The 24,636-nt window shown below is 67.6% G+C and carries 15 protein-coding genes; 7 read left to right on the plus strand and 8 right to left on the minus strand.

Annotation, left to right across the window (positions count from 1 at the left end; genetic code table 11):
• Positions 1-114: 114 nt before the first annotated feature.
• Positions 115-3,504, minus strand: coding sequence for a (Fe-S)-binding protein (locus tag CH262_RS21190; RefSeq protein ID WP_094718378.1), 3,390 nt, complete (start codon positions 3,502-3,504; stop codon positions 115-117).
• A 540-nt stretch (positions 3,505-4,044) separates the two neighbouring features.
• Between CH262_RS21190 and CH262_RS21195 the strand changes: the two genes are divergently transcribed.
• Positions 4,045-4,701 carry a hypothetical protein gene (locus CH262_RS21195; RefSeq protein WP_032375162.1) on the plus strand — a complete coding sequence of 219 codons (657 nt, stop codon included), beginning with the start codon at positions 4,045-4,047 and terminating at the stop codon, positions 4,699-4,701.
• 61 nt (positions 4,702-4,762) lie between these two features.
• Here CH262_RS21195 and CH262_RS21200 read toward each other — a convergent pair whose 3' ends face one another.
• Positions 4,763-6,106: a hypothetical protein gene (locus tag CH262_RS21200; protein WP_094718379.1), complete on the minus strand. Its 1,344-nt coding sequence runs from the start codon at positions 6,104-6,106 to the stop codon at positions 4,763-4,765.
• Positions 6,107-6,247: 141 nt separating this feature from the next.
• Here CH262_RS21200 and CH262_RS21205 point away from each other — a divergent pair, with 141 nt between their 5' ends.
• The 5 genes from CH262_RS21205 to CH262_RS21220 all read left to right on the plus strand — a co-directional run bounded on the left by CH262_RS21205 (position 6,248) and on the right by CH262_RS21220 (position 12,022).
• Positions 6,248-7,432, plus strand: a complete 1,185-nt coding sequence (locus CH262_RS21205) for a glycosyltransferase family 4 protein (RefSeq protein WP_094718380.1) — start codon at positions 6,248-6,250, stop codon at positions 7,430-7,432.
• A gap of 99 nt (positions 7,433-7,531) precedes the next feature.
• The gene (locus CH262_RS21210; RefSeq protein ID WP_179275073.1) at positions 7,532-8,686 is read left to right on the plus strand and encodes a glycosyltransferase family 2 protein; all 1,155 of its coding nucleotides are present in this window, start codon (positions 7,532-7,534) and stop codon (positions 8,684-8,686) included.
• Complete coding sequence (locus CH262_RS21215) at positions 8,683-10,908, plus strand: serine/threonine protein kinase (protein ID WP_094718382.1); 2,226 nt, start codon at positions 8,683-8,685, stop codon at positions 10,906-10,908. The genes CH262_RS21210 and CH262_RS21215 overlap by 4 nt, the downstream gene beginning before the upstream one ends.
• On the plus strand, positions 10,905-11,132 hold the full coding sequence (locus CH262_RS27805; protein WP_179275074.1) for a hypothetical protein: 228 nt from the start codon (positions 10,905-10,907) through the stop codon (positions 11,130-11,132). Before CH262_RS21215 ends, CH262_RS27805 begins: the two co-directional genes overlap by 4 nt.
• On the plus strand, positions 11,129-12,022 hold the full coding sequence (locus CH262_RS21220) for a glycoside hydrolase family 16 protein (protein ID WP_179275075.1): 894 nt from the start codon (positions 11,129-11,131) through the stop codon (positions 12,020-12,022). The genes CH262_RS27805 and CH262_RS21220 overlap by 4 nt, the downstream gene beginning before the upstream one ends.
• Before the next feature lie 9 nt (positions 12,023-12,031).
• On the opposite strand, the gene CH262_RS21225 is transcribed toward CH262_RS21220, so the two are convergent.
• From CH262_RS21225 to CH262_RS21250, 6 genes are all read right to left on the minus strand, one after another.
• Entirely contained in the window at positions 12,032-13,084 is a 1,053-nt protein-coding gene (locus tag CH262_RS21225) for a S1 family peptidase (RefSeq protein WP_179275076.1), read from the minus strand.
• 139 nt (positions 13,085-13,223) lie between these two features.
• The gene (locus tag CH262_RS21230; protein WP_179275077.1) at positions 13,224-14,522 is read right to left on the minus strand and encodes a S1 family peptidase; all 1,299 of its coding nucleotides are present in this window, start codon (positions 14,520-14,522) and stop codon (positions 13,224-13,226) included.
• A gap of 75 nt (positions 14,523-14,597) precedes the next feature.
• Positions 14,598-16,247: an Hsp70 family protein gene (locus CH262_RS21235; protein WP_032406186.1), complete on the minus strand. Its 1,650-nt coding sequence runs from the start codon at positions 16,245-16,247 to the stop codon at positions 14,598-14,600.
• Positions 16,244-17,410, minus strand: a complete 1,167-nt coding sequence (locus tag CH262_RS21240; RefSeq protein WP_094718385.1) for a hypothetical protein — start codon at positions 17,408-17,410, stop codon at positions 16,244-16,246. The genes CH262_RS21235 and CH262_RS21240 overlap by 4 nt, the downstream gene beginning before the upstream one ends.
• 121 nt (positions 17,411-17,531) lie before the next feature.
• Positions 17,532-20,003 (minus strand): helix-turn-helix transcriptional regulator, encoded by a 2,472-nt coding sequence (locus CH262_RS21245; protein ID WP_256988898.1) that lies wholly within the window; start codon positions 20,001-20,003, stop codon positions 17,532-17,534.
• 7 nt (positions 20,004-20,010) lie between these two features.
• On the minus strand, positions 20,011-21,756 hold the full coding sequence (locus tag CH262_RS21250) for an Hsp70 family protein (protein ID WP_094718386.1): 1,746 nt from the start codon (positions 21,754-21,756) through the stop codon (positions 20,011-20,013).
• 256 nt (positions 21,757-22,012) lie between these two features.
• On the opposite strand from CH262_RS21250, the gene CH262_RS21255 reads away from it, so the two are divergent.
• Positions 22,013-24,601 (plus strand): IniB N-terminal domain-containing protein, encoded by a 2,589-nt coding sequence (locus tag CH262_RS21255; protein ID WP_032386777.1) that lies wholly within the window; start codon positions 22,013-22,015, stop codon positions 24,599-24,601.
• Positions 24,602-24,636 lie beyond the last annotated feature (35 nt).

The following is a 24,636-nucleotide window of genomic DNA, read 5'->3' on the forward strand; positions in this document are numbered from 1 at the left end:
TCCGATTCGTCCACCGCCGCGGGGGTCCAGCGGGGACTTCACACCTCTACTGACGATTGCGCGCCCCTGCTCTGAAGTGAGCAGGGGCGCGCAATCGGTAACAAGGGTGGGAGGTTACTTCCGGCGACCCGGAACCTTTGCACCCGGAGCGAATCCGAGTCCACCGGCCTTCGGCTTGGGCGGGGTGCGATCATCCGAACCGTTGGATGTGGTCTCGGCCGCAGTGTCCGACGCTTCGGCCTTCGGAGCCTCTGTGTCCGGTACCTCGGCCTCTGGTGCTTCGGTGACCGGCGCTTCGGTGACCGGTGCGTCGGCTTCCGGGGTCGGCTCGGCCTTGTCGGGCTCTGCTGCAGCCGGCTCGGCTGGTGTCGCCGCAGGTGCAGCGGCGGCCGCACCCGGTGTCCGCGCGCCCGGCTTCTTGAATCCGGACTTCACGGCCAGACCCTTGGGCTGGACGGTCGGCTTGGACTCTGCTGCTACGGATTCGGTTGCAGCAGGCTCCGTTGCAGCAGCCTCGGTGGCGGATGCCTCGGACGCCGTGGCCTCGGTAGCCGGTGCTTCAGCAGTAGGAGCCTCGGACGCAGGGGCTTCGGTAGCAGGCTTGCCCGGTGCCTTGGCTCCCGGCTTCTTGAATCCGGACTTCACGGCCAGACCCTTGGGCTGGACGGTCGGCTTGGATTCTGTGGCTACGGATTCAGTTGCAGCAGAAGGTGATTCCGCTGCATCATCGGCCGCTTCCGGGGCGGGTGTCGACGCCGCAGGAGCAGCATCGGCGGGCTTGCCGGGTGCCTTCGCGCCGGGCTTCTTGAATCCGGACTTCACGGCCAGGCCCTTGGGCTTGACGGTTGGAGTCGACTCGGTGGCCTCTGCGGGAGCAGGTGCTTCGGTTGCCGAGGGAGCGTCGGCAGGTGCCGGGGCAGCCGCCTTCGCGCCGGGTGCCTTGCCCTTCATCTGCAGACCCTTGCCACCGGGTGCCTTGCCGCCGGCCAAACCGAGGCCCTTGGGCTTCGATGCGTCCGCGGCAGTATCGGCCGAGTGCCCCGACGTCTTGTCGGCTTCGGCGTTGGCGGGCGCAGAACCGGGTGCCTTGGCTCCGGGAGCTTTCGCAAGTCCCTTCATCTTCAGGCCACCAGCAGCCTTGGCCGGCTGCGCCTTCTTCGTCTCGGCTTCGGGATCGCCGCCTTCGGCTGCGACCTCGATCTCCTCGACGCGCCCCTTCTCTTCGACGGCTGCGACCTTTTCGGTGGCCAGCTTCTCTTCGGGAGTCTGCTCGCGGGGGATGACCTTGATGTTCTCGGCCAATACCGAGGACTCGACGCGGGTGATCGATTCGAGCATCAGCTGCGCGACGTCGACAACCTCGACGCCCTCGTGTGCGCCGCCTTCCTGCCGTGCGGTGACACCGTCGGTGAGCATGACGCGGCAGAACGGGCAGCCCGTGGCGATCTTCTTGGGGTTGGTCGCAAGTGCTTCGTCGACCCGGTCGATGTTGATGCGCTTGCCGATGTTCTCTTCCATCCACATGCGAGCGCCACCGGCACCACAGCACATGGACCGCTCACCGTGACGCGGCATCTCCTTGAGGTTGGAGCCCGACGCGGCCATGAGCTCACGCGGGGCGTCGTACACCTTGTTGTGACGGCCGAGGTAGCACGGATCGTGGTAGGTGATGTCCTGGCTGACCGAGGCCACCGGGATCAGCTTCTTCTGGCGCACGAGGCGGTTGAGCAGCTGCGTGTGGTGGACCACCTCGTAGTCCCCGCCGACCTGCGGGTACTCGTTGCCGAGTGCGTTGAAGCAGTGGGCGCAGGTGACGACGATCTTGCGCTTGCTCTGCTCGACGCCGTCGAACACGTTGTTCAGTGTTTCGATGTTCTGCATCGCGAGCTGCTGGAACAGGAACTCGTTGCCTGCGCGGCGAGCGGAGTCGCCGGTGCAGGTCTCGTCCGCGCCCAGCACCATGAACTTCACGCCTGCGGTGGCGAGCAGCTCGGCGACTGCCTTCGTGGTCTTCTTGGCACGGTCCTCGTAGGCACCGGCGCAGCCGACCCAGAAGAGGTACTCGTAGTCCTGGAACGAATCGGCGTCCTGGCCGAAGACCGGGATGTCGAAGTCCATCTCGTTGATCCAGTTGAGGCGGTCCTTGGAGTTCTGGCCCCACGGGTTGCCCTTGTTCTCCAGGTTCTTGAACAAGCCGGCGAGCTCGGACGGGAACTCGGACTCGATCAGCACCTGGTACCGGCGCATGTCGATGATGTGGTCGACGTGTTCGATGTCGACCGGGCACTGCTCGACGCACGCACCGCAGGTGGTGCAGCTCCACAGCACCTCGGGGTCGATGATGCCGCCTTCGATGGCGTCGGCGACGAGCTTGCGATCGGCTTCGTCGCGAGCATTCTGCGGAATGGCGTCGAGCGCCTTCTGGTCGACGTTGCCCTCGGCATCGACGAGTCCGACCTCGTCGCCCGCCATGTCCTTCTTGCCGCCGGCCAGCAGGTACGGGGCCTTGGCGTGGCTGTGATCGCGCAGCGACATGATCAGCAGCTTGGGGGAGAGGGGCTTGCCGGTGTTCCAGGCGGGGCACTGCGACTGGCAGCGGCCGCACTCGGTGCAGGTGGTGAAGTCGAGCCAGCCCTTCCAGCTGAAGTCTTCGATCTTGCCTGCACCGAACGCGTCGACGTCGGGATCGGCCTCTTCCATCTCGAGGACCTTGCCGCCGGACATCATCGGCTTGGCGGCACCGAGGGCGACGGTGCCGTCGTCCATACGCTTGAAGTAGATGTTCGGGAACGCGGTGAAGCGGTGCCACGCGACGCCCCAGTTGATGCGGGTGCCCACGATGTAGAGCCAGATCATGCCGGACATCAATTTGATGAGGGCGAAGATCGACACCATGTTGGAGTTGGCGGGCAGCAGCTCGGCGAGGCGCATCGTGAAGAAGTCGGTGTAGGGGTTCGCGTGTCCGTAGGTGGCGATCTTGCCTGCCTTGACGAACACCATGCCCAGGCCCTCGATGAGGACAACAGCCTCGACGAAGTAGGCGGCCTTGAACCCGGAGCCGGCGAAGCGTGACTGACGCTCGGGCTTACGCGGGTGGTTGAGCTGGCGAATGATGATCAGCGTGGTGATGCCGATGACGGTGCCGAGACCGAGCAGCTCGTCGATGAGGTGGTACGCCGCGGTATCGCCGACGATGGGCCAGTGGAACTCGGGGTTGAACGTCTGGCCGTAGGCCTCGAACCAGACGAACGCGCCCAGCATGAAGCCGATCATGACCAGCCAGTGCGCCCAGCCGACGGTGCGGTACTTGACCATCTTGGTGTGGGCCAGGAACTCGACGACCATCTGCTTGAAGCGCGGCACGATGGGACGCCACCGATCGGGGGCAGGCTGGCCGAGTCGGACAGTCTTGAACATTCTCAGTGCGCCGCCGAGGAAGGCGTACCAACACACGAGGCTGAGCAGAGCACCGACTGTGCCCAACGTGATCGTCAGGGCGTTCATGTCGCGGCCTTTCGTTCAGTGGCAGCTGGAGCAGCTACCGCGGGTCCAGCCCGTCGAGAGGAATACAGCGATGTTACCTGCCAGTAGATCGCGAAATCTACCGACGGGTAACTTAGGTCAGAATCGCCTGGAGCGACGCTGGTGGTTGCGTGCACGAGACCGTCCGACGGGTGGGCTGAACTCGTCAGTAGGTTGTCGCCCGCATCACGTTAGGCGTACGGGCTTGTGACTCCTGCGAGAAGGCAGACCTAACCCGGCCGAATCGGCCCGATGTCCGAGGTTTACCGACGGCTGCGGCGTGGAAGAAAAAGGCCGGTTAAACCGAACGAAAGTGCGATCTTTCTGTCCGATTCGGGCGTTGTGATTGTTCATAACTTTTCGGACACGGTAAAGGGTCGGTAGCACAACGACCGGTCTGATTGATGGTTTACACTGCCTGTGGACCAGAGGTGCGAGGACGTCATTCGGGGTGATGTCGCGTTCGACGGTTTGCCGCCAAAAGCACTGCAGCACATGCACAGAAACGGAACACAACACCACATGAAACTCAGCAAACTGGTCGTCACCTCGGCTCTCGTAGCAGTTGCTACGGGTCTGGCCAGCGGAACCGCCTACGCGCAGCCCGACACCAGCGCCACGACCCCCGACACGAACTACTCCGTCGAGCTCGAAGACCGCACCATCGTCACCACCATCGATGCGGGCGTCTTCAAGGTTGCCGACGACGGCAAGACCGTCGACGTCCTCGACGCCGCCGACAACACACTCGTCACCCTCCCGCTGTCGTTCAACCTCGGCGGACTGAACTTCCCGTACGAGCAGAACGTCGACGACAACGGCAAGACCCTGCGTCTGGTGCCGCAGCTCGACTTGACGAAGGCCTCGGCCAACTCGCGCAGCATCGGCGCGACGACTGTCGCCTCGCCCGAGGAAAACCTCAAGGCGCAGCAGAACTTCTCGTCGCAGCTCGGAATTGCCACCGCAATCGGCGGATTCACAGGAACCGCTATCGGTGCCCTCGCTGGTGGACTCGGATTCCTGGGTGGACCGGTTGGCTTCGCTTCGGTCCCGCTGGGCGCGACCGTCGGCGGGATCGTCGGTACCGTCATCGCAGGTGGCCCGACCCTGGTCGTTGCCGGCATCGACCTTCTCAACACTCTGAATGCGGCCCCCGGAACTTCGGCTTGGGCTAAGTAGTCACAGCGCATTCTTCGAAAGAACCCACGATCTCGTCGAGGTCGTGGGTTCTTTTGTGTTGTCAGGCAGCAGGATTGGTGGCGACGGCTGCGGTCGATGCGTCGGCTTCGAGGAATGCGATGGGCGTCGAGCAGGCGGCGCGCAGTGCCCGTCGGATGGTGTCGGCATCGACGACGTGCGAGTGGAACGACGCGGCGACGCGAATGGAGTCGCGTAGCCGTGCGGTCGTCAGGGTGATGTGTCCGTGGCTCGCGGGTGCCACCATGACTCGGTACGAGCCCTGTGTCTCGCCGACGAAGGCGATGTCGTTCAATCGCCCATGCCGACCCATGTCGGACAAGGCCAGACGAATGGTGTCGGATGCGGTGGGAGGCGGGGTGTCGGTCGCGCGGGCGGAGCGCAACCTGGCCAGTTTCGAGCGAAGTGCGACCAGCATCAGGTTTGCGATCGGGTGCCCGCAGTCGATGATTCGTCGCCATTGGCGGGACAGGAGAACGGTGTCGGTCGTGTCGGGGAGGTAGACGTCGATACCGGCCGACAGGTTCGCAAGGGTTGTCAGCTCGGGTGGTAGGTACCGGCGGACGTCGAACAGCACTTTGGCGACATCGTCGACGGCCAGTCCTTCGGCGCGCAGTGCGGCATCGAGGGCGGCGAAGAACAGGATCGAGATCGACTGCCCGGGTCGGTGGTCGTCTCGCCACCTCGCGAGTTCTCGGGTGCACTCGATCGTGGCGGCCGCGGCCACCACCTCGACGGGTGAGCCTGCGGCGGTCGACGCCGCCTGTGTAGATGCTGTCTGTGTGGACCCGTGACCGGCCGACCCGCCGCCTGCATGCTTACGTCCGCACACGCTGATACCCGGGAGAACGCGCGAGCGCAGTAGCCGGGCAACTCGCCTGGGATCGGTTCCGAAACTGCGCATCGCCGCTACGGCGAGCGGGTGACGCGTCTGCGCTGATGTCGCCCAGCGGGGCACTATGCCGTTGCGCGCGTCGGGATCGGCCAAAGTGTGGGAGAGGTTGATGATCATCTGACCGTCGCCGAGCCCGTGATCCATGTAGAACACCACGTGGTCGCCGCGCACCGTGATGGACAGTGGCTCGGCGGGGTCGTGCGTGGCCAGTAGCTGCGACATCGCGGTGTCGTAGTCGTCCTCGGTGATCGCGGAGTCTTCCCGGACGGCGTTCAGCGGGGCGTCGGGATCGTATCGCCAGCGACGGGTGCCGGAATCTGGACGTAGGCCCACTCGCGCGGCCGGGCCGATGCTCATCGTCGTGCGTAGCGCCCGGCGGATCCCGTCGACGCCACCATGATCGACAGGACCGAAAGCCACCACGGTCCAGTTACCCGCAAGCGCGACATCGGTCTCGTGAACCGTGACGTGCGAGGGAAAGACCACGTTCATCGCGTAGGTCCCTTCCGATAGACGGCTTTACTTCTTGTTTATGAAAGCCTCAGGAGCAGTATGAACTCAAATGGGTATTCCAGCCAACTCTGAGTACGATGTAATGGAGTCAAACAAACTATTGGACAGGAAACCGGAGTTGTGGACGGAGTCAGCGAAGTGCACGTACTCGCGGTCTCGCTGTCGACATCGGTGGGCGGAACCGATCACAGTCTGCGAAACGTGGCGCTGGCATTACAGCCTCTGGGCGTGAACGTCACGCTGGGCGCACCCGGTGGCAGCGACACCGAACAGTGGTGGCGTGCCGCCGGCCTGTCGTTCCTTCCACTCGACCTGCCGCAACGCATCGGAATTCATCGTCAGGGCGAGAAGTCTCTGCATCCCCTCGGCGGGCTCGCGGCGCAGGTACCGAAGAGCGCACGCACGGTGTCGAAACTTCGGCGAGCTGCCCGCGACTTCGACGTCGTACATTCCAACCATCTGCTGCTGCATCCCGACGCGGTTCTCGCGTCCCGACTCGCACGCACCCCGGTCGTCGTCGAATTTCACGACATCGTCCCCGCCGGGCCGGGGCGCACGCTGCTCGCCGCGATCGCGACAACGGCAACCCACACGGTGGCCGTCAGCACAGCTGCAGCACTGCAACTCCCGACGCGTGCGCGTGGACGGGTGAGCGTGGTGCACCAGGGAATCGACACCACGGCCTTCGCGCCGGGTGCCGGTGACCCGGCTCTGCGGGCCGACATGACCGCCGACCCCGATGCTCCACTGATCGCAGCCGTCGGCCGGATCGATCGCGAGAAGAAGCTCGACGTACTGATCGACGCCGTGGCGTGGGTGCGTCGGTCCGGAGTCGACGCGCATCTGGCGATCGTCGGCGCGCCCAGCGAGGACGACGGTGGCTACCTCGTCGAGTTGCAGCAGGCCGCGGAACGGTTGCTGCCCGGCGCGCATCGTTTTCTGGGCCGCACAGATGCGGTGGCGTCGACGTTGCGTGCCGTGGATGTGTTGGCCTGCCCGTCACAGGACGAGCCCTTCGGGCTCATCGCCCTCGAGGCACAGGCCTGTTCGGTGCCGGTCGTGGTGAGCGACACCGGGGGCCTGGTCGATTTCGTCTCGCACGAGCGAACCGGCCTCGTTGCCCGAACCGGCGACGTCGACTCGCTGGCCAGGCAATTGTGCAGGATGCTGACCGATCGCGGCCTGGCCGCCACCCTCGCCGAGGCCGCGCGAGGGCAAGCCGTCGGACAGTTCGATTCCCGACATCGCGCGAAGCGTTTCGCCGACATCTACAGTTCAGCAATCGGGAAGAAGCGCATCACATGACGTGACGCATCGGCTCTGCAGCAGAGCCGACGACGCAACCCAGCCGTGCGGATGTCGGGGCATCCGCACGCACACGCTCGTACCGAATCGGAGTTCTTGATGCTCGACCACATGGCCCCCGGCGTCCCGCGCCGCCGCACCCCGCAGCGGGTCGGCGTTGCCGTTCTTGCCGCGACTGCGACCGCGACCCTGGCCGGGGCCGGCTGGGTCCTCGCACCCAGGCGGTCGCCGGAACCGCTGCGCGCAGCAGAGCGGTTCGTCGACGGCGACCTCATCACCGTCGTCGTGGGAACCGTGGGCAGACCGTCGCTGTCGGGCACGGTCGAGGCCGTGCTCGCGCAGTCCTACCCGGCCCTGGAGATCGTGGTGGTGGACAACGCACCCACGTCGGGACGGGTGGACGACGCGTTGAGGTCGATCGACGATCCCCGCTGCATCGTCGTGCGTGAGCCGCGCCGCGGGGTCTCGCGAGCCAGAAACACCGGTGCCCGGCACGCGTCGGGCCGCGTGATCGCCTTCACCGACGACGACGCCGAACCGGATTCGCAGTGGCTCGCTTCCGTGGCGCAGGTGTACTCGGCAGATCGAGACGGTGTGGTGGCCGGGGTGACCGGACGGGTCGTCGGACTGGCGGTCGAGACCGATCAGCAGCGGTGGTTCGAGGAATCGGGGCTGTTCGAGAAGGGATCGACGCGCACGGTCTGGACCCTCGCGCCGACCGGATCGATCGACGAAGAACTGGGTGCACGCGGCACCGCAGCACTGTTCCCCTACACGGCCGGGGAGATGGGCAGCGGCAACAACATGTCGTTCCGAAAGACTGCCTTCGACTCGCTCGCGGGATTCGACGAGAGGATCGGACCGGGCACGCCCACCAAAGGCGGTGAGGACCTCGAGCTCTTCCGACGGGCGGTACTTCGCGGGGGAACGATCGTCTACGACCCGACGGCCGTCGTCGGCCATCATCATCGAGCCGATCACGAAGCGTTGCGCGAGCAGATGTTCGGGTACGGAAGCGGAATGGCCGCCATCGTCACCAAACTCTTCCTCGACGGCGGAGCTCCGGCCCGCGCACTGCTCGGCCGGCTCCCGACCGCATTCCGCATGCTTCTCGCACCCGAGGAGAACCGCTTCGCGGACGGGGCTCCGCCGATGCCTCGCGACCTCAAGCTCACCGAGCTCTACGGCTACCTGTGCGGGCCGTTCCTGTACGTCAAGGCCATCATGGTCCGCGGCTCCGGGATCAATTCATGACGGTAACCGACACCGCCGACGCACCCGATGACACGGTAGGTCGAGCCGATCTGACGCGCCCCGACTCGAGCTACCGCGGGGCGCAAGCGCTGCTGTTCGCTGCCGCAGCGGTCGCCATCGCGTCGACGGTGCTGGCCATCCTCGCCGGATCCGATCACGCGGGTGCGGTACCCAACGGGCTCCGGGTAGCCGTGGTCGTCGCCGCCGTGACGCTGTTGCCCGGGGCACCCATCGCGGTGCTGCTGCGCCTCCGACAGCCGGCACTGGTCGGTTCGGTGACTGTCTCGATTTCGTTCGCGACGATGCTGATCATCGCGCAGGCCGAGGTCGTCACCGGGAATCTGCGTCCGGTGACGGTGCAGCTCTACATCTGTGCGGTGTCCGCCGCGCTCATTCTGTGGGCGTCGCGAACGTTGGTGCCTGCGGTGCCTCGACCGCGCCCGGACCGGACTGCGGTGGTGACCCGGTACGCACTGCTGGGCGCGGTGGCCGTCGCCGTCGTGCTGTTCGCTCACGCGACGAAGGTGCTCAGGCCGCAGGCGTCCGGGGCATTGGGTGTCATCACCCACATCGGCTTCAGCTACCTCGTCGCGTTGGTGATCGTGGCGGCCGTGATCGCCGTGGCGCTGTCGCGGGCCCGACTCGACCCGGTGGTACTCGGCGCGGCCGGTCTCGCTCTGATCATGTTCACCACGATGTACGTGTCGTTGGCCGACGGCGTCACGTCGATCCCGACGGCGTACACCCATCGCGGGCTGATCGACATCATCGCGTCTCTGCAGGGTCTGCCACCACCGTCGGACGCGCGATTCAGTTGGGCCGGATTCTTCTCTGCCGGAGCTCATATGTCGGGTGCCGGCGCGCTGTCGGACCTGTCCCCGATGCTGCTGTGGGCTCCGCTCTTCTACGGCGGCGTGACCATGTTGCCGCTGTACTCGATCGCGCTGTCGCTGACCGGGCGCAGGCGCGTGGCGTGGATCGCGGTGATCCTCTACCTGTCGTTCAACTGGTACCAGCAGGACTACTTCGCGCCACAGCCGACGGCGACCATGCTGTACCTGACCATCTGCGCCTTGCTGCTGTGGCAGTTGCGCAGTGCGCCCCTGCCGTCGGCCCCGCGGTCGTGGCGTCGGTGGATCGTCACGGTGCCGCGGCGAACTCTGGGCACGGTCCCCGGTGTCGGTGCCGGCCGCACCCTCGCGATCGAGGCGCTGATGATCGTCCTGATCGCGGCGATCGTCATCACTCACCAGCTGACGCCCATCGTGTTGATCGCGGCGCTGTTCCTGTTCTCACTCACCGGAACCACGCGGTACCGACTGCTGTGGCTGTTCGCGGTCGCGCTGTTCGTGGCCTGGTTCAGTTACGGAGCCGTCGACTACTGGAAGGGCCACCTCGCGTACGTGCTCGGCGATGTGGGTCAGGTGTCGGGCGCGGTGCAGGGCGGCGTCAGCGACCGGATCGGTGCCGATCCGCTGTACCAGAAGATGCAGTATCTGCGGTTGGCGGCGTCGGGCGCGCTGCTGATGTTCGCGTTCGCCGGTTGGCTGACCTATCGCCGACGCAAGACGTGGCTCATCGGCGGCTTGCTCTGCATGGTGCCTTTCGGTTTGGTGCTGGTGCAGAGCTACGGCGGTGAGGTGGTGATCCGGTGCTTCGTGCTGGCGTCGCCGTTCATCGCGCCCTACGCCGCGGACGCGTTGGTGCGCACCTTCGCGATCATTCGACGGTTCACGGGTCGATCGGCCCAGCCGCGGCACTGGTCGCGCACCGTCGCCGCGACCGCGGCAATCCTTGGAATTGCCTTGATACTGACGGCAACTCGCGGGTTGAACACCTCGTTCGAGCACACCGACGAGGATCAGATCCGATACGGAGACGCATTGATGCGGTCGGTTCCGCAGGGCTCGGAAATCATGGTCATCGGAACGGCGGCCGGGCTCGTGTCCGCACGCTACTTCGACGACGTCAGAGTGGCGACCATGGAATCGTTCGAGTGCCTCGACGATCTCAGCGGGTGCGTTCGAAAGGAGAACCCGGACTTCGTGTTCACCACTCGACAATCGTCGGCGCAGATCTACCTGCAGTACGGATATTCGCAATCGGTCGTCGACCAACAGCTGGGCATGCTGGTCGGATCCGACGAGTATCGCGTGGTTGTCGAAACCGCCGACCTGACCATTCTGCAGAATGCGTCCACCCCACCGGTGGTGCTCAAATGACCGATCTGTGGCTCGGCTTCCTCGCATTCGGTGCCCTGTTCGCGGCGCTGATCGTCTCGTCGGTACTGCGCGAACGCGAGGTGCCCTCCGACGGTGCGATCAGGCGCGGCGGCAGCGGACGCATCAACCGCGCGGTGGTGCTCTCCGCGACACTGATCGTGTTGTTGCTCCTGGCCGCAGTCGTCGTGATCGTGCGGTTCCAACAGATCGCGATCTGGGAGTGAGAATCGGACGCGGCCTGTCGGTGGCCCTGCTGGTCGTGGCGACGACGGTGTCCTGTGCGCAGTCGAGCGGACCCGGACCCGCGTTGGTCAGCAGCGAACGGTGCGACCCCATGGCCGACGACGTCATGTCGGGTGAAGCCGTGCCCCGGGAGGACCTACCGGGGTGGCGGCAGACCTTCGTCGACGATTTCGACCGGTGCGATCTCGGTGACGACTGGGGTGCGTACTACGGCCAACCCGGAGGCGACCCGGCCAGTTGGTGGGAGTACGAACAGGCCTCGGTCACCGGTGGCGCACTGCGGCTGCGCGCCGAGCAGAAGGACGGCCGCTGGGTGACCGGCGGCGTCTCGAATTCGCCTGTGTCACAGACGTACGGTAAGTGGGATGTGCGGATGCGTGCGGACCGATCCGACGAGATCAGCTACCACATTCTGCTGTGGCCCGCCGACGAGGTGTGGCCACCGGAGATCGACATCGCCGAGAGCGCCGACGGGACCAGGCAGACGATGTCGTCGTTCCTGCACTGGAGCGGTCCAGAAGGAGACCGTCACTTCTCACAGGCGAATCTGCAGTTGGACACCAACGACTGGCAGACCGTCGGAGTGGAATGGGACCCCGAGCAGATCAGGTATCTGGTCAACGGAAAGGTCTGGGCGCGAACACCACTGGGAGCATCCATCCCGGACAAGCCGATGTGGTTGGGTATCCAGGCCCAGGCGGGCGCCTGCACCAAGCTCGAATCCTGGGGTGTCGGAGAATGCGGCCTGGCGGGAACACCCGACGTCGCGAACGTGGATGTGGACTGGGTGTCGGTGTACGAATCGGACGGGACACCGTCCGCCGTGGAGGACACGCCGTCGGGATCGGTTCTGCTGGAACAACAGAACTGACCCGCCTGCCTACGACGTACGAACCGTCAGGCCCGGGTTCTCGGCGAGAATGTCGTTGATCGGCGTCGCGAACAGTTCCGGACGCTGACCCTGCAGCATGCTGACGACGGTCGCGATCTCGCACGAGGGTTGATCGCCCACGTTCGACGCGTTCGCGATGCCCACGGCGAGCGTGCCACTGACGATGGGGCCACCGCTGTCGCCGCGCAGCGCGCAGATCGACGTGGAGAAGCTGCGGTCCAGGACATTGCCGCCCATGGTGACGTGCTGGCCCGTCGACAGGATTGTGCCGCAACTGAATCCGGTGGTGGCTCCGGATTTGCAGACCGGCGCGCCGACGACCGGATCCACCGTGCCGGTGATCAACAATGGGCCGGACCCGGGAACTCGCATCGCGTTGCTCTCGAATTCCCCGGTGTTGCCGTCGTCGATGTCGATGAGCGCATAGTCGTTGTGCGCCCGGCTGGTTCGATAGAACGAGCCGAACTTGGAGCCGACGAGGCTGCCGTACATGGGGTACGCGCCCGTCGTGACGGCTGAACCGGTGCTCGACTCGCCCGGATCGCAGTGTCCTGCAGTGATGTTGACGGCACCACGCGTCGGATCGACGGCATTGAAGCCCAGTGAGCAACGCAGACCGGCCCCGGCCGGGGTGCCGGCGAGAAAGCTGTCGCCGCCGAGATACGAACTGGCACGAATGGGCCCTGCGGTGAGCGAGGGATCGAACGGCACCCGGTCGAGGAGCGGACCGAAGGCATCGAGGACGGGGGCCGGGAGATCGAATACAGCCGGGTCGATCACGAATCCGGCCGCCGTCGCCGCGTCGACCACATCCGCGTGGGACGGTCCGTCGGCGACCGCGACGACCGGCAGCCCGGCCGCGTCGAGATTGCCACGGACCGCCGGGCCGACGGCGGCGGTGAACTCGGCCAAGCGGCGCGCTGCGTCGGCGCGGTCGAGAAACTGCTGAGGGCTGAGCCCGAGATCGCGTGCCACAGCGTCGGCCAGTGACGCCGGTTCGGGCGGTGCCGCAACGGCAGTGGGAGTGGATACCACCGTCATGAAGAGCAACGAGACAGCAGTGACCGATAGTGCACACGCACGGCGACGCATAACGACCTTCCCCCCGGGCATCGAACGATGTGATGCCGTTCACTTCGCACACGAACTATAGGGGGTCGGAGGCCTCGCGCGTACCGCTTTACCCGGTTCGGACAGTAGCTCCGGTCGCGCTCGTGACCTGATCGATGGGAATGCCCAGGCTGGCGGTGCCGCCGAACTGCGCCAGCGCGAGGTTCGCCTCGGTGCAGTCGGGTGCTCCACCGCTGTTGGATCCGCTGGTGATGCCGAGTGCCAGCGTGCCGGTGACGATGGCCCCGCCGCTGTCACCGGCCAATGTGCATGCGGTGCTGGCGAAGCCGCGCACGGTGCGCGACGTGCCGTCCTCCATGAAGAGCTGCGTCTCGACGCGATCGGCAGCCACCACTCCACACGTGAACGACGACGACTGCCCGGATTTGCAGACGGGTGCGCCGATGACGGGGGATGCCGTTCCGGTGACGGTGACGGTGCTGCCGTTGGCCCCGCGAACGGTGGGACGGTCCAGCCCGGCCTTCTGTCCGGCGGCGTCGAGGCCGATGACCGACCAGTCGAGGCCGTCCGGTGCTCCCAGGCTCGAGCGATCGAACGAGCCGATCTGGGAGCTGCGCGCGATGTCGGCCGGATCGGGCAGGTACACCGGTGCTCCGCCGGCGCCCGTGGCCTTGTTCGGATTGCAGTGTCCCGCAGTCAGATTGACGGCACTACCGTCGGCGTCGACGGCATTGAAGCCGAACGAGCAGATGCTGATCTCGGTCGGCGGTGCGTCGGCAATCGGCCCGGCGGTGGTGACGTACGTGTCGCCGCCCATCGGTGCCGGGTCGGCCGGCTTGTTGCCACCGGGGGAGAGCATCACCTTGATGTTGGCCAGCAGGGTCGGCAGGTTCAGGGCCTTGCCGATCGGACTGTTCGCCACATTCAGCACGATCTGGTTGTCGATGAAGTCGATGGCTGTGCCGTTGATCTGCTCCGAGATCTCACGCGGGAGGCCGGCGATCCACGAGTTCAGATCTGCCAGCGACTTCTCCAGCCCGTCCGCGGACACCGGCGACTGCGCGGTGGCATAGCCGTCCTTGGCGACGGCCTGCGCGGCCGCGGGAGAGGTGACGGCAACGACGGCATTACCGTCGGGCCCGATCCAGGCACCGGCGAAATCGGCGGGTCGGCTCGCCCGGAAGTCCGAGGCGTAGGCCGACAGCTCCTGTGCACGCGCCGCACGATCGAGGTATTCCTGCGGGGAGATCTTCAGATCTCGCTGCACGGCTTCGACGAGCTCTCGCGGAAGCTGATCGGCGGGCGACTGAACCACAGGTTCGGCTGCCGCTGTTCCGGAGAACGAAGCAAGAAGTACGAAAGCCGTCGAGCACAGCACTGCAGTACGCAGAGCCCCGGTGTTACGCATGAAATCCCTTCATCGGGTGCTTGGCATCAGCGCCCCACCCTAGGGCATGCGCTACCGGACCAATGTTTTCCCTGCTCAGGGCTCCGGGTTCGTTGCTGAGGTGGTCGTCGTGGTCGTCGTAGTGACCGGAGTCGTCGTTTCCGCCGGCGTCGTCGTTTCCGGAGTGGTAGTCACCGCGACGGGCGGTGTCGTGACCACCGGAGGCGGTGCCGGTGTCGGTTCCGGAGCAGGCGGCGGCGCAGGCAGGGGAGCCGGTTGGGGCGGGGTGTACTCCTCGGCCGTCGGCTCCTGCACCACCTCGGGAGCGGCCGCGGGAACCGTCGTCGTGGTCGGTGCGGTAGACGGCACCCGCGCGGAGGTGGTGACCGGTGATCCCGCGTCGGTGACGGTGGGCGGTGTCGTGGCGGGTCCGCTGCTGAACACCCCACTCAGGGCTGCGATGACGAGAACGATGACCACGCCCGCACCGGCACCGGCGATGATCGTGGTGACGGTACGCGAGCGCTCGCTGCGTTCCTTCTTGTTCTCGGTCGCCGCACCGGCGAACGCGGTTGCGGCGTACTGCTGGGTCGCCGTGTCGGAACCGTCGGGATCTCCGGCCGGAACGATGGGCTCCGAGCGCAGCTGGGACGGGCCGAACACCGGTGCCACCGCCGGTATCGCCTCGGAGAACGCGAGGGGCGGCGGCGGAGCGACCACCGGGATCGCGTCGGTATCGAGCGAGTCCGTGCCGTCGTTGCGAGTGACCACCGGCGCTGCGCCGGTCACCAACGAGTTGCCGTCGACGTCCTCGATCTCGGCGATGTTCAGTGCGCCGCGAGCCGCAGCGAGCGGCTCGACGAGCAGCGCGCCTGCGGTGCGCTCGCCGATGTCGGCGACCACCGAAGGTAGGGCAGCACTGCCGCCGGTGAGCACGACCGTGCCGGTCGACGGCACGTCGAGCAGGCCCAACGTCGGCGCGATCAGGTCTGCGAACTCGGCGCGGGTGACCGTCGTGGTATCCGAGACGCCGGGCAGCTCCACCGCGATCGTGGCCACGTCCGCGGTGCTCAACGTGTGTTTCGCCTGCTCGCAGGACGCGACGACACCGGTGAGAGAAGCCAGGACTGCGGCGTCGGACAGGTCGAGGTGTTCGCGATCGGTCACCACGTGATCGAACAGGGCATCGGTGAACACGTCACCGCTGACCGCGGTGGTGCGCTCGGTGCCGCCGCCCGGATACGTCGAGATGTCGGTGCCGGTGGCCCCGATGTCGATCACCGTGACGGCAGCCCCCGGGCTCGGCTGAGCGAACGCGCTCGCGGCCTTGGCCTCGGGAACCAATGCGACGTCGGTGAGACCGGTGTGATCGAGGGCGTCGCGCAGCAGAGCGATGTTCTCGCGTGGCCATCGCGTCGGGTACGTCATCGTCGTGACGGGCGTGGACGCTGATTCGGACGTCTCGGAGAACATGCTCACGAGGCAGTTGGCGGCGTTGGCCATCAGATCCTCGGCGCGATACGCGTCGGCATCGGGTTCGAGATCTTCTTGCTTGCCGACCAGATCGACGAAGCGAGTGAACGGCGCGGTGTCGACGGACTCTCCGAGATGGGCGCGGCCGTCGTCGTCGAACCTCAGTGTCGTCGGCAGTACGACGACGGTGGGTTCGAACGCGGTCGAGTCGCGATACACCGCAACGGACCTGGTGTTGCCGATTGTGATTCCGAGATGCCCGGCACCGCTCATGGAGTGCCGCCCGTCGTGGCTCCGGCCGGAGCTCGGTCCTGCGGAGCGAGACGTCCGGCCTGGGTGTTGTCGTCGGCGTTCTCGTCGGGGGTGGGCTTCGGCGGGTCCTCGGCGGGTTCGTCGTCGGGCAGCTCGGGTCCGACTGGTTCGTCGTCGGTCGGCGGCGTCGTGGTGGGGTCCTCGGTCTCGGTGGCCTCCGGAAGGTCGACGGCGGGTCGCGTGTCGACCTCGGCCGCGTCGCGTTCGGAACGTCGCTCTCGGGTCGGGTCCGTAGCCGTGGTCGTGGTCTCCGGCGTGATGATCGGTGCGGGCGGGACGGCAGGGACGAGTTCGGCTGCCGGTTCGACGACGGCGGTGGGGAAGTCGATCGGCCCACCCGACCGGATTCCCGACGTCGTCGTCGGGGGAGCCACCTGAGCGTTCTCGATGGTGGGCACCGGGGTGTCGGCGGATGTGCCGAGCTGCAATGCGATCACACCGGCACCGACCGTCAGCGCCGCTGCGAACGCCGCGGCGGCGAACAGTGGGGCGGTGAACAGGGGGCGACGGTCGGCGCGGGTCGGTGCGCCGACGACGGCGAGGCGTTCGGTGACGGCGTCGACCGGGTACCGGGCAGCCAGAAGCGCTGCACCACGAGCCGCGGCGACGGCGGTGTCCTTCTTCTCCATGGTTGCTCGCATCGACGAGTTCCAGGCGGCCAGCGCCTCCTCTTCCGATACGAGCCCAACGTGCGCCAACCCGTGCCCGTTCATGGCCGCACGCAGGGCGAACACCTGCTCGGCGGTCCAGCGGGCCGGGTAGGTGGCGGCCGCAGCGAGATCGCCGGGGCGCAGATCGATCGACGACGCCACCTCGGTGAGCAGGCACAGCAGCGCCATCGACGTCAGCTGCTCGGCGGGGAAGACGGTGCCCCGGCTACCGGTGACGCCGTCGCCGAGCGCGTCGAGGAAGTGCGTGTACGCCTCGGAGTCATTGGCGGTGGCGTCACCGAGTGAGACGGTGCCGTCGGGGTGAGTGTTGAGCACGGTCGAGTGCAGGGACGCCAGATGCAGGGAGGTGCCGGGCGCGATGGGGCGCGACACGGCCGCGACGGCCTGGTCATCGTCCAGATAGAGGCCGACGTCCGGTGCGCCGATACTCGCCCCGCCGGGCTGCTCGGTCATGCGGGCTGCTCGGTCATGGGGATATCTACCTGTCCTGGGCTCGGAGTCGATGTTCGGTCGTTATGTCGCTTCGGATCCTCACACAGTTACACCCGCAGTAGGGGGCATCAGCGTGCCGAGGTCAGGTGGTCGATGTTCCGTAGCCCATCGCCCGCAGCATCGAGATCAGTTCCGAGCGCGACCCGGCTCCGAGCCTGCGGCGGATGCGAGCCACATGATGTTCGACGGTTTTCGGGGAGATGTAGAGCCGGCTGCCCACCTCGCGGTACGTGACGCCGAGAACCAGCAACTCTGCCACCTCGGCCTCCCGTTCGCTCAGAGATCCCGACGGCTGCGGCGTCGTCCCGTCGGTCTCCCGCTGATGCGAGCTGGGCTGACGCAACGACCGGGCGATGTGCAGTAACGAGGTGGCCGTGGCGGTGTCGGCGACGGTCAGCGCGGCCTCGCTCGCCAACCGGGCACCGTCCCACGGCAGGCCGAACGCGGTGAGGGTGCGCGCCGAGAGTTCGACCTCGGCGGCGTCGGGCCTGCCCTGTAGAACGCCGAGCCACGCCCGCCCCGCCGCGGCGAGTGCGGAACTGTACGGGTGCGTCGGAGCGGCGGACGCGAGGGCCTTCGCGTGCGGCACCAGGGCTTCGGGCGTCTGCGCCACGATGGCGGCCTGCACCTGATACCAATGCAGCGCCGATGCCCAGACCGGCGGATCGCCCAACGCGGCGAGCAGCGTCGTGGCCTGCGACACGAGGTGCTCGACGCGATCGAACTGGCCCACTCGTGTTGCGGCCAGCACCAATTCGCCGAGGGGCAAGAGCGAGAACAGGTCGATCGAGTACGCGGCGACGACGTTCTGCGCCTGGGTCCACGCCGTGACGAGAGATCCGGCGTCCCCGGACCTGCGGGCCAACCCCACTCGAATGCCGTGCAGGAACAGGTGATTGCGCACGTGCGAGTCGGGGATCTCGAGCGGGTCGACCAGGTGGCAGGCCTGCGCGGCGTCTCCTCTCAGCATGGCCGCCCAGCCGCCGATGAGAACGAGCCGCGTGTGGGCCTCGGATCCCGGCCGCAGCTCGGGTAGCGCACGAGCGATGACGGAGTCGACGCGGGCGAGATCACCGCAGTGCACGGCATGCAGAGCGGCCACCGCGGCCGCCGAATCCGGAGCGCACCAACGATCGGACGGCGCGGCCGTCAACGTGACCGCGCGCATCAGCGAGTTCGTCGCCGCACTCGACGCCGCAGCGCTGCGTGAGTCGATCGAACCGAGGACCCCGTCGACGAGCAACGCACCCGACGCCGTACTCGACGTCGGTGCCAGCGATGCCACGACACTCAGTGCGCGGTCGGCAGCCGGGCGGTCGCCTGCGGCAGCGGCCGACAGGGCAGCCCAGACCGCATCGGTCCCGAGTCGATCCGTCCCGAGCCAGGCGAACAATTGCGCACTGCGCGAGACCATTCCGCGCTGCGCGGCGACCGACGCCGAGACCCTGACTGCCGTGCGTAGATCGACCTGCGTGTGATCGGTGGCCGCGTCGAGGATCTCGTCGGCGCGACGGCCTGCCTCGTCGAGGTGTCCGGTCGCGGCGGCCACCTCTGCCCGCCGCGCGGCGAGCGCCGACGGGTCGAATCCCGCCGCTGCTGCCGCGTCGTACAGCTGGCCAGCGGACTCTACGGGAGTCGAATCGCCTTGTCCAGCAAGGAAATCAGCAAGGTCTGCGCGTACGACCCCGTGCGTCGCCAACGCCCGCGCGGCCGAGGCGTCGAGCAGACCGGATTGCGCCGCAACCTCGGTGATGCGGTCGAGCAGCACCCGGCATCGACGCTCCCCGATCATCTCGGTCAGGGGACCTTCGGCGGACGGAATCAATGCGCCCGTGGCGTCGAGAAGACCGGAGCTGCAGGCGATATCGACGACCGTCTCCGCGTCGGCCGGCCGCGTCACGAGCTGCGCCGCCGTAGCCGGGTCCGGGACGACGCCGAAGCGAGCCGCGAGCAGCACGGCGCGGGTGTCGTCGGTGGTGTCGACAAGTATCCGGCGATGCTGTTCGGCAACGGATTCGGTGACCGCACGCAGCGGTGTGGGGTCGGACCGTTCGCCCCCGAGCGCGGCCAGTGCTGCGTCTACGGCGACGAGCAGCCCTCCGGTGGACTTTGCGATCGCGCTCGCCAGCGACGCGGAGATCGGCCGAGCGACTGCGGCTGCCCGCGTTGCGATCGACGTCTTGTCCAGCGGTACCAGCGTCAGGCGAGCGGCACCTGCGGACGCGACGAGCTTCTCGATCCGGGAATCGTATCGGCGCGGGGCCGTGGCGAGAACCAGCGTGATGTCCGAACGCGTTGCCGCAGCGGCAATCTCGTCGACGCGGTGGTCCGGCAACAGATGGGCGTCGTCGACCAGAACCGTTGCACCCGATGGCGCATCGGTGACAGTGCCTGCATGCACCGTCGTCGCGGCGGCCGCGACCGCACCGAGCACCGCGGAGCGACCGGAGCCGTTCACCCCGACGACAACATGCACACCGGTGCTCGACGACGCGTCACGAACGAATCGATCGGCGCGCTCGACGCCGACGAGAGCGGATGGGCTGTTGGCCACGGTCGGTCTATCGACCGGTCAGGCCGCCGACGACCCCACCGAGTCCGTCACCCAAGCCCTGACCCACACCTCCGACGACACCGCCGAGGCCCTGCCCGACGCCCTGCCCGACGTCGCCGAGGGTCGGGCCCTGGTACGTCGGTAGCGGTTGTGGCGTGAACTGCGGTGCTTGCGGGACCTGCACGGCCGGGGGCTGGTAGTTGGGCACCGTCGGTGCGGCGATCGACGGGATGGTCGGCACGGTGGCGGCCCCGTTCTGGCCGGGGACCGCGGCCGGCGCTCCGGCGACGGGTGCCCCGGCAACAGGAGCCCCGGTGGCCGGATCGATCTGGGTGACACTGCCGTCGGCGTTGACCACCGTGGTGGGTGCACCCGTGGAGCCGACTGCTGCAGAACCGGTCGGACCGGTCGTGGACCCGACTTCTGCCACCGCGGCCGTGCTGCCGGGAGTCTCGGTGCTCGAGATCTCGGCGTTGGATTCGGCCGGAGTGGTGTTGTCCGAGGTGAGGGCCGTTCCGACCGACAGTCCGCCGCCCGCGAGAAGGGCGAGCACGACGACGGATCCGGCGACCAGGCCTGCCTTCTTGCGTCCGGACATCCCCGATTCCGACGCCACTGCCGTCGGGGTCGGGGCGGGACGCGGGGTAGGACGGGGCATCGGCGCGGCAACGGCGGTCGCGGCGGGAACCGCAGCCAATGCTGCTGCGTCGTCCGCGGCGGTGGCGTCGGCGATGTCGCTGCCGAGGATTGCGGCGCCGATCGCGACGGTCAGTTCGGGGCGAGGCCCGGCCACGACCGGTACTCGCAGTTCGGTCGAGACGAGCTCGGCGACGAGCGGGATGGCCGAGCTGCCGCCGGTCAGCACCACCTGATCGATGTCGGTGACCTCGAGGCCTGCGGCGGCGACCGCGTCACGCACGACTCCGATGGAGGCCAGCAGCGATGCGCGAACGAGGTCTTCGATCTCCGAGCGCACGAGTCGTACTTCGGTGTGCAGCCCCGGCAGGTCCACGGTCAGCGACGTGGAGGTGTCGTAGGACAGCTGTTCTTTGGCCTCGCCGCAGCGGGCGCGCAATTCGACCAATGCACCGACGGTGTCGGGATCGAAGGGATCGAACTCGAACGACTGACTGCCCGAGACGGTGTCGAGTACGTACTGCATGATCTCGTGGTCGAACTGAGCGCCGCCGAACTCCTGCGAATGAACGCCGGTTCCGACGACGCCTGCGTCGGACCCGGTCCGCATCAGCGTGACGTCGAGAGCCGTCGCGCCGAGGTCGTAGACGACCGCGAGACCATCGGACTGGGTTCCACGGGTGACTTCGAGCCAGCGCATCGTGGCGACCGACTCGGGAACGAGCGTGACGTCGGTCAGGCCTGCGCGATCGAGCGCGTCGCCGAGCACCTCGACGGTGTAGGCGGTCCAGCGTGTGGGGTGGGTGACCACCACGGAGGGGGAGGAGTCGACACCGGCGGAGACGTCGGCGACGAGGGCACGAGTGGCGGTGGCGTACAGGTCTTCGGCGCGGTGACTGCGGCCGTCGTCGTCGATCAGTTCGACGGGGTCACCGACGCGATCGGCGAATCCACTGATGAGATGGCGCGTCGAGCGGTCCCACAGGTCGGCGAGACTGGGGGCCGCACCGGGACGAAGATCGAGGGCCGAACGCTTGACCACCGAGGTCACCGGGTCGGTATCCAGGGCGGCGACAGCCGTCACAGTTCCGATCCGTATGCCGAGCCCTGCGTTCATCTGCCGCCACCTTCTTGTCGCACTGCCCTGGTTCCCACCGCCGTTACCCGCACTGTCGGCTCGGTGCCCCGATTCGTTACGTCTCACAGCAGGTTAGAGCGTGCAACGAGGTAAATCCCCTAAAGCGCTCAGATCCCCTAATGCAAGTCCCCTGGCGACCCCCGGGGGAGTAGGGGGATCGTCCCCGTTGGGCGGGGGCTCTTCGGACCATAGCTTTGTGATCAACCACGAAGCATCACTCGTCAAGGAGACTCACATGGCTACCAACGCCGTACTCGATTTCATTCTCGGCCTGCTGCGCGACGACAACGCCGCTGCTGCCTACTGCGCCAACCCCGAGACGACGTTGGCCGCTGCCGGCCTCGGCGGCGTCACCCACGCGGACATCGTCGCGGTGGCCCCCTTGGTTGCCGAGTCGGGACTGTTCGCCGGTGCAGGCAGCCAGCTCTCCGCCATCCTGGGTGCAGGCGGATCCGCAGGCCTCGACGGCGCACTCGCCGGAGGCGCGAGCCTCGGCGGCGGACTGTCGGCCGGACTCGGCATTGCCGCAGGAGCGGTAGCCGGCGGCGGGCTCGCCGCAGGTGGTGCGCTGACCGGTGGAATCGACGTGGCGGGCGAGATCGAAGCGTCGCTCCAGGCAGCTCTCGCTGCAGCTCTGGCCGTCGGTGGCCAGATCGGCCTCGAACTCGGAACCGCATTCGGTGGCGCTCTCGACGCACTCATCGGTGCCGGTGCGGGCATCGGCGGCGGACTCGGTGGCGGAATCGATCTGGACCTCGACGGCCTTCTCGGCGGCACGGTCGGACTCGGCGCTGCGCTCACCGGACTCATCGGAGCAGGCGCAGGAATTGGCGGCGAGATCAGCGCCGACCTGGCGGCGCAGCTGCAGGCAGCCCTCGACGCCGCGATCGGTGCCACCGGCGCAGTCGACCTCGCCGCGCTGGCCGACATCCAGGGCGGACTGTCCGGCGCGCTCGGTGCCCTCTTCGCAGTCGGCGGAACCGTCGGAGCCGAACTGGGCGCTGCCGTCGGTGGCGTCTTCGAATCCGTGCTCGACGCCGGAGCCGGACTGGACATCGTCGGCGGCCTCGGCACCGCGCTGACCGCAGGCATCGGCGGCGCTCTCGCCGGGCTCGGAACGGTCGGTGCGGACCTCACCGCAGACATCGCAGCAGCCCTCAGCGGATCCGCCGAAGCCGGAGCCGCGCTCGTCGGCGACATCGCCGGTGGCATCGGTGGCAGCCTCGGCGGACTCTTCGCCGTCGACGGTGCCATCGCAGGATCCATCGGAACCGCACTCGGTGCAGTACTCGACGCCGGTGCCCTCGCTGACATCGACGTCGACGCACTCCTCGCAGCCGGCGGCAACATCGGCACGGTCGTCAGCGGCGCCCTGGGCGGCGTCCTCGATCTCGACGCCGGAGTCGTCGGAGACCTGGCCACGGCCATCGACACCGCGATCGAGGGAACCCTCGGTGCCGGTCTGGGCATCGGTGGCAGCATCACCGGCGAACTGGCGGGTGAGCTGACGGGTGAGCTGACCGGCGGAATCACCGGCGCGCTGACCGGCGGAGTCACGGGCAGCCTCGAAGGAATTCTCGGAACCGCGTTCGGCGTGGGCGGTGCTGCAGGCGCACAGCTCGGCACGGCCGTCGAAGCAATCGTCGACGCCGGAGCCACACTCGACCTCGGAGCCGCACTCGGCGCGAGTGCAGATCTCAGCGCTCAGCTGGCCGGTGCGGTCGACACGGCCGTGTCCGCAGGTGCCGATCTCACCGGCACCGTGGAAGGCACCCTCTCCGGACTCGGTGGCCTCGGCGGCGGCCTGACCGGCGGCCTCGCCGGACTCGGCAACGTCGGCGGAGACCTCACCGGCGGCCTGGCCGGACTCGGTGGCCTCGGCGGCGGCCTGACGGGTGGCCTCGCCGGAGTCGGCAGCGTCGGCGCAGGTATCACCGGTGGCCTCGCGGCCGTCGGCAGCGCAGGAGCAGATGTGACCGGCGGCCTCGCGGCGGTCGGCAACGTCGGCGGCGACGTGGCCGGTGGACTGAACGGGCTCGTCGACGCGGGCACCAGCCTGACCGGCGGACTGGCCGGACTGGGCAGCCTCGGCGGCGGAATCGCAGGCGGTGTTGCAGGTGGAGTCGAGGGCGGTGTCTCGACCGGGATCGACGCGGCAGCGCAGGCCGGCGCAGGACTGGAAGGCACCCTCACCGGTGCCGTCGACGGCGGAATCGACGCGGCAGCGCAGGCCGGTGCAGGACTGGAAGGCACTCTGACCGGCGCTGTGAACGGCGGAATCGACGCCGGTACGCAGGTCGGTGCAGGACTCGAATCGGCAGGTGACCTCGCCGGTTCCGCCGCGGGTGACCTGGCCGGAAACGTCACCGGAGGACTCGAGGGCACCGTGGGCGGCGTCGTCGACGCGGGAACCTCGGTGGGCGGCGAGATCGCGTCGAACATCGGCGGCGGACTGGATGCCGGCGGCTCGATCGGCGGCGGACTGGCCTCCACGGTGAGCGGGGGTTTGGATGCTGGTGCGGACGCTGCGGGTTCCGTGGCCGGCGGGTTTGACTCCGCCGCGCAGCTCGGTGGCCAGGTCACCGGTGCAGTGCAGTCGGGCGCCGAGGGATCTTTCGAGTCTGCGAGCTCCTTCGATTCCAGCGCGAACGCATCGGGCACGGGCTGGTCGAGCGTCGACTCCGACGTCTTCGGACAGAGCGAGAGCAGCACGGACCTGTTCGGCGAGACCGGCGGCAACCTGCACGGATCGGTCGATTCGGCAGCAGATTCGCTGGGCCACTCGCTGACCGTCGACCACGACATCGACCCGCTGAACCCCTGATCGCGTTGCCTGTGATCAGGTGACGAAGTGACGAC

Source organism: Rhodococcus sp. 05-2255-1e (genome assembly GCF_002259025.1).
Lineage (GTDB): Bacteria > Actinomycetota > Actinomycetes > Mycobacteriales > Mycobacteriaceae > Rhodococcoides > Rhodococcoides fascians.

What these genes read in the sequence shown, in the direction of transcription:
- CH262_RS21230 (WP_179275077.1), bottom strand. Translation starts at nt 14,522, where the DNA reads ATGCGTAACACCGGGGCTCTGCGTACTGCAGTGCTGTGCTCGACGGCT.
- CH262_RS21255 (WP_032386777.1), top strand. Translation starts at nt 22,013, where the DNA reads ATGGCTACCAACGCCGTACTCGATTTCATTCTCGGCCTGCTGCGCGAC.
- CH262_RS21190 (WP_094718378.1), bottom strand. Translation starts at nt 3,504, where the DNA reads ATGAACGCCCTGACGATCACGTTGGGCACAGTCGGTGCTCTGCTCAGC.
- CH262_RS21210 (WP_179275073.1), top strand. Translation starts at nt 7,532, where the DNA reads ATGCTCGACCACATGGCCCCCGGCGTCCCGCGCCGCCGCACCCCGCAG.
- CH262_RS21195 (WP_032375162.1), top strand. Translation starts at nt 4,045, where the DNA reads ATGAAACTCAGCAAACTGGTCGTCACCTCGGCTCTCGTAGCAGTTGCT.
- CH262_RS21225 (WP_179275076.1), bottom strand. Translation starts at nt 13,084, where the DNA reads ATGACGGTGGTATCCACTCCCACTGCCGTTGCGGCACCGCCCGAACCG.
- CH262_RS21250 (WP_094718386.1), bottom strand. Translation starts at nt 21,756, where the DNA reads ATGAACGCAGGGCTCGGCATACGGATCGGAACTGTGACGGCTGTCGCC.
- CH262_RS21240 (WP_094718385.1), bottom strand. Translation starts at nt 17,410, where the DNA reads ATGACCGAGCAGCCCGGCGGGGCGAGTATCGGCGCACCGGACGTCGGC.
- CH262_RS21200 (WP_094718379.1), bottom strand. Translation starts at nt 6,106, where the DNA reads ATGAACGTGGTCTTTCCCTCGCACGTCACGGTTCACGAGACCGATGTC.
- CH262_RS21215 (WP_094718382.1), top strand. Translation starts at nt 8,683, where the DNA reads ATGACGGTAACCGACACCGCCGACGCACCCGATGACACGGTAGGTCGA.
- CH262_RS27805 (WP_179275074.1), top strand. Translation starts at nt 10,905, where the DNA reads ATGACCGATCTGTGGCTCGGCTTCCTCGCATTCGGTGCCCTGTTCGCG.
- CH262_RS21235 (WP_032406186.1), bottom strand. Translation starts at nt 16,247, where the DNA reads ATGAGCGGTGCCGGGCATCTCGGAATCACAATCGGCAACACCAGGTCC.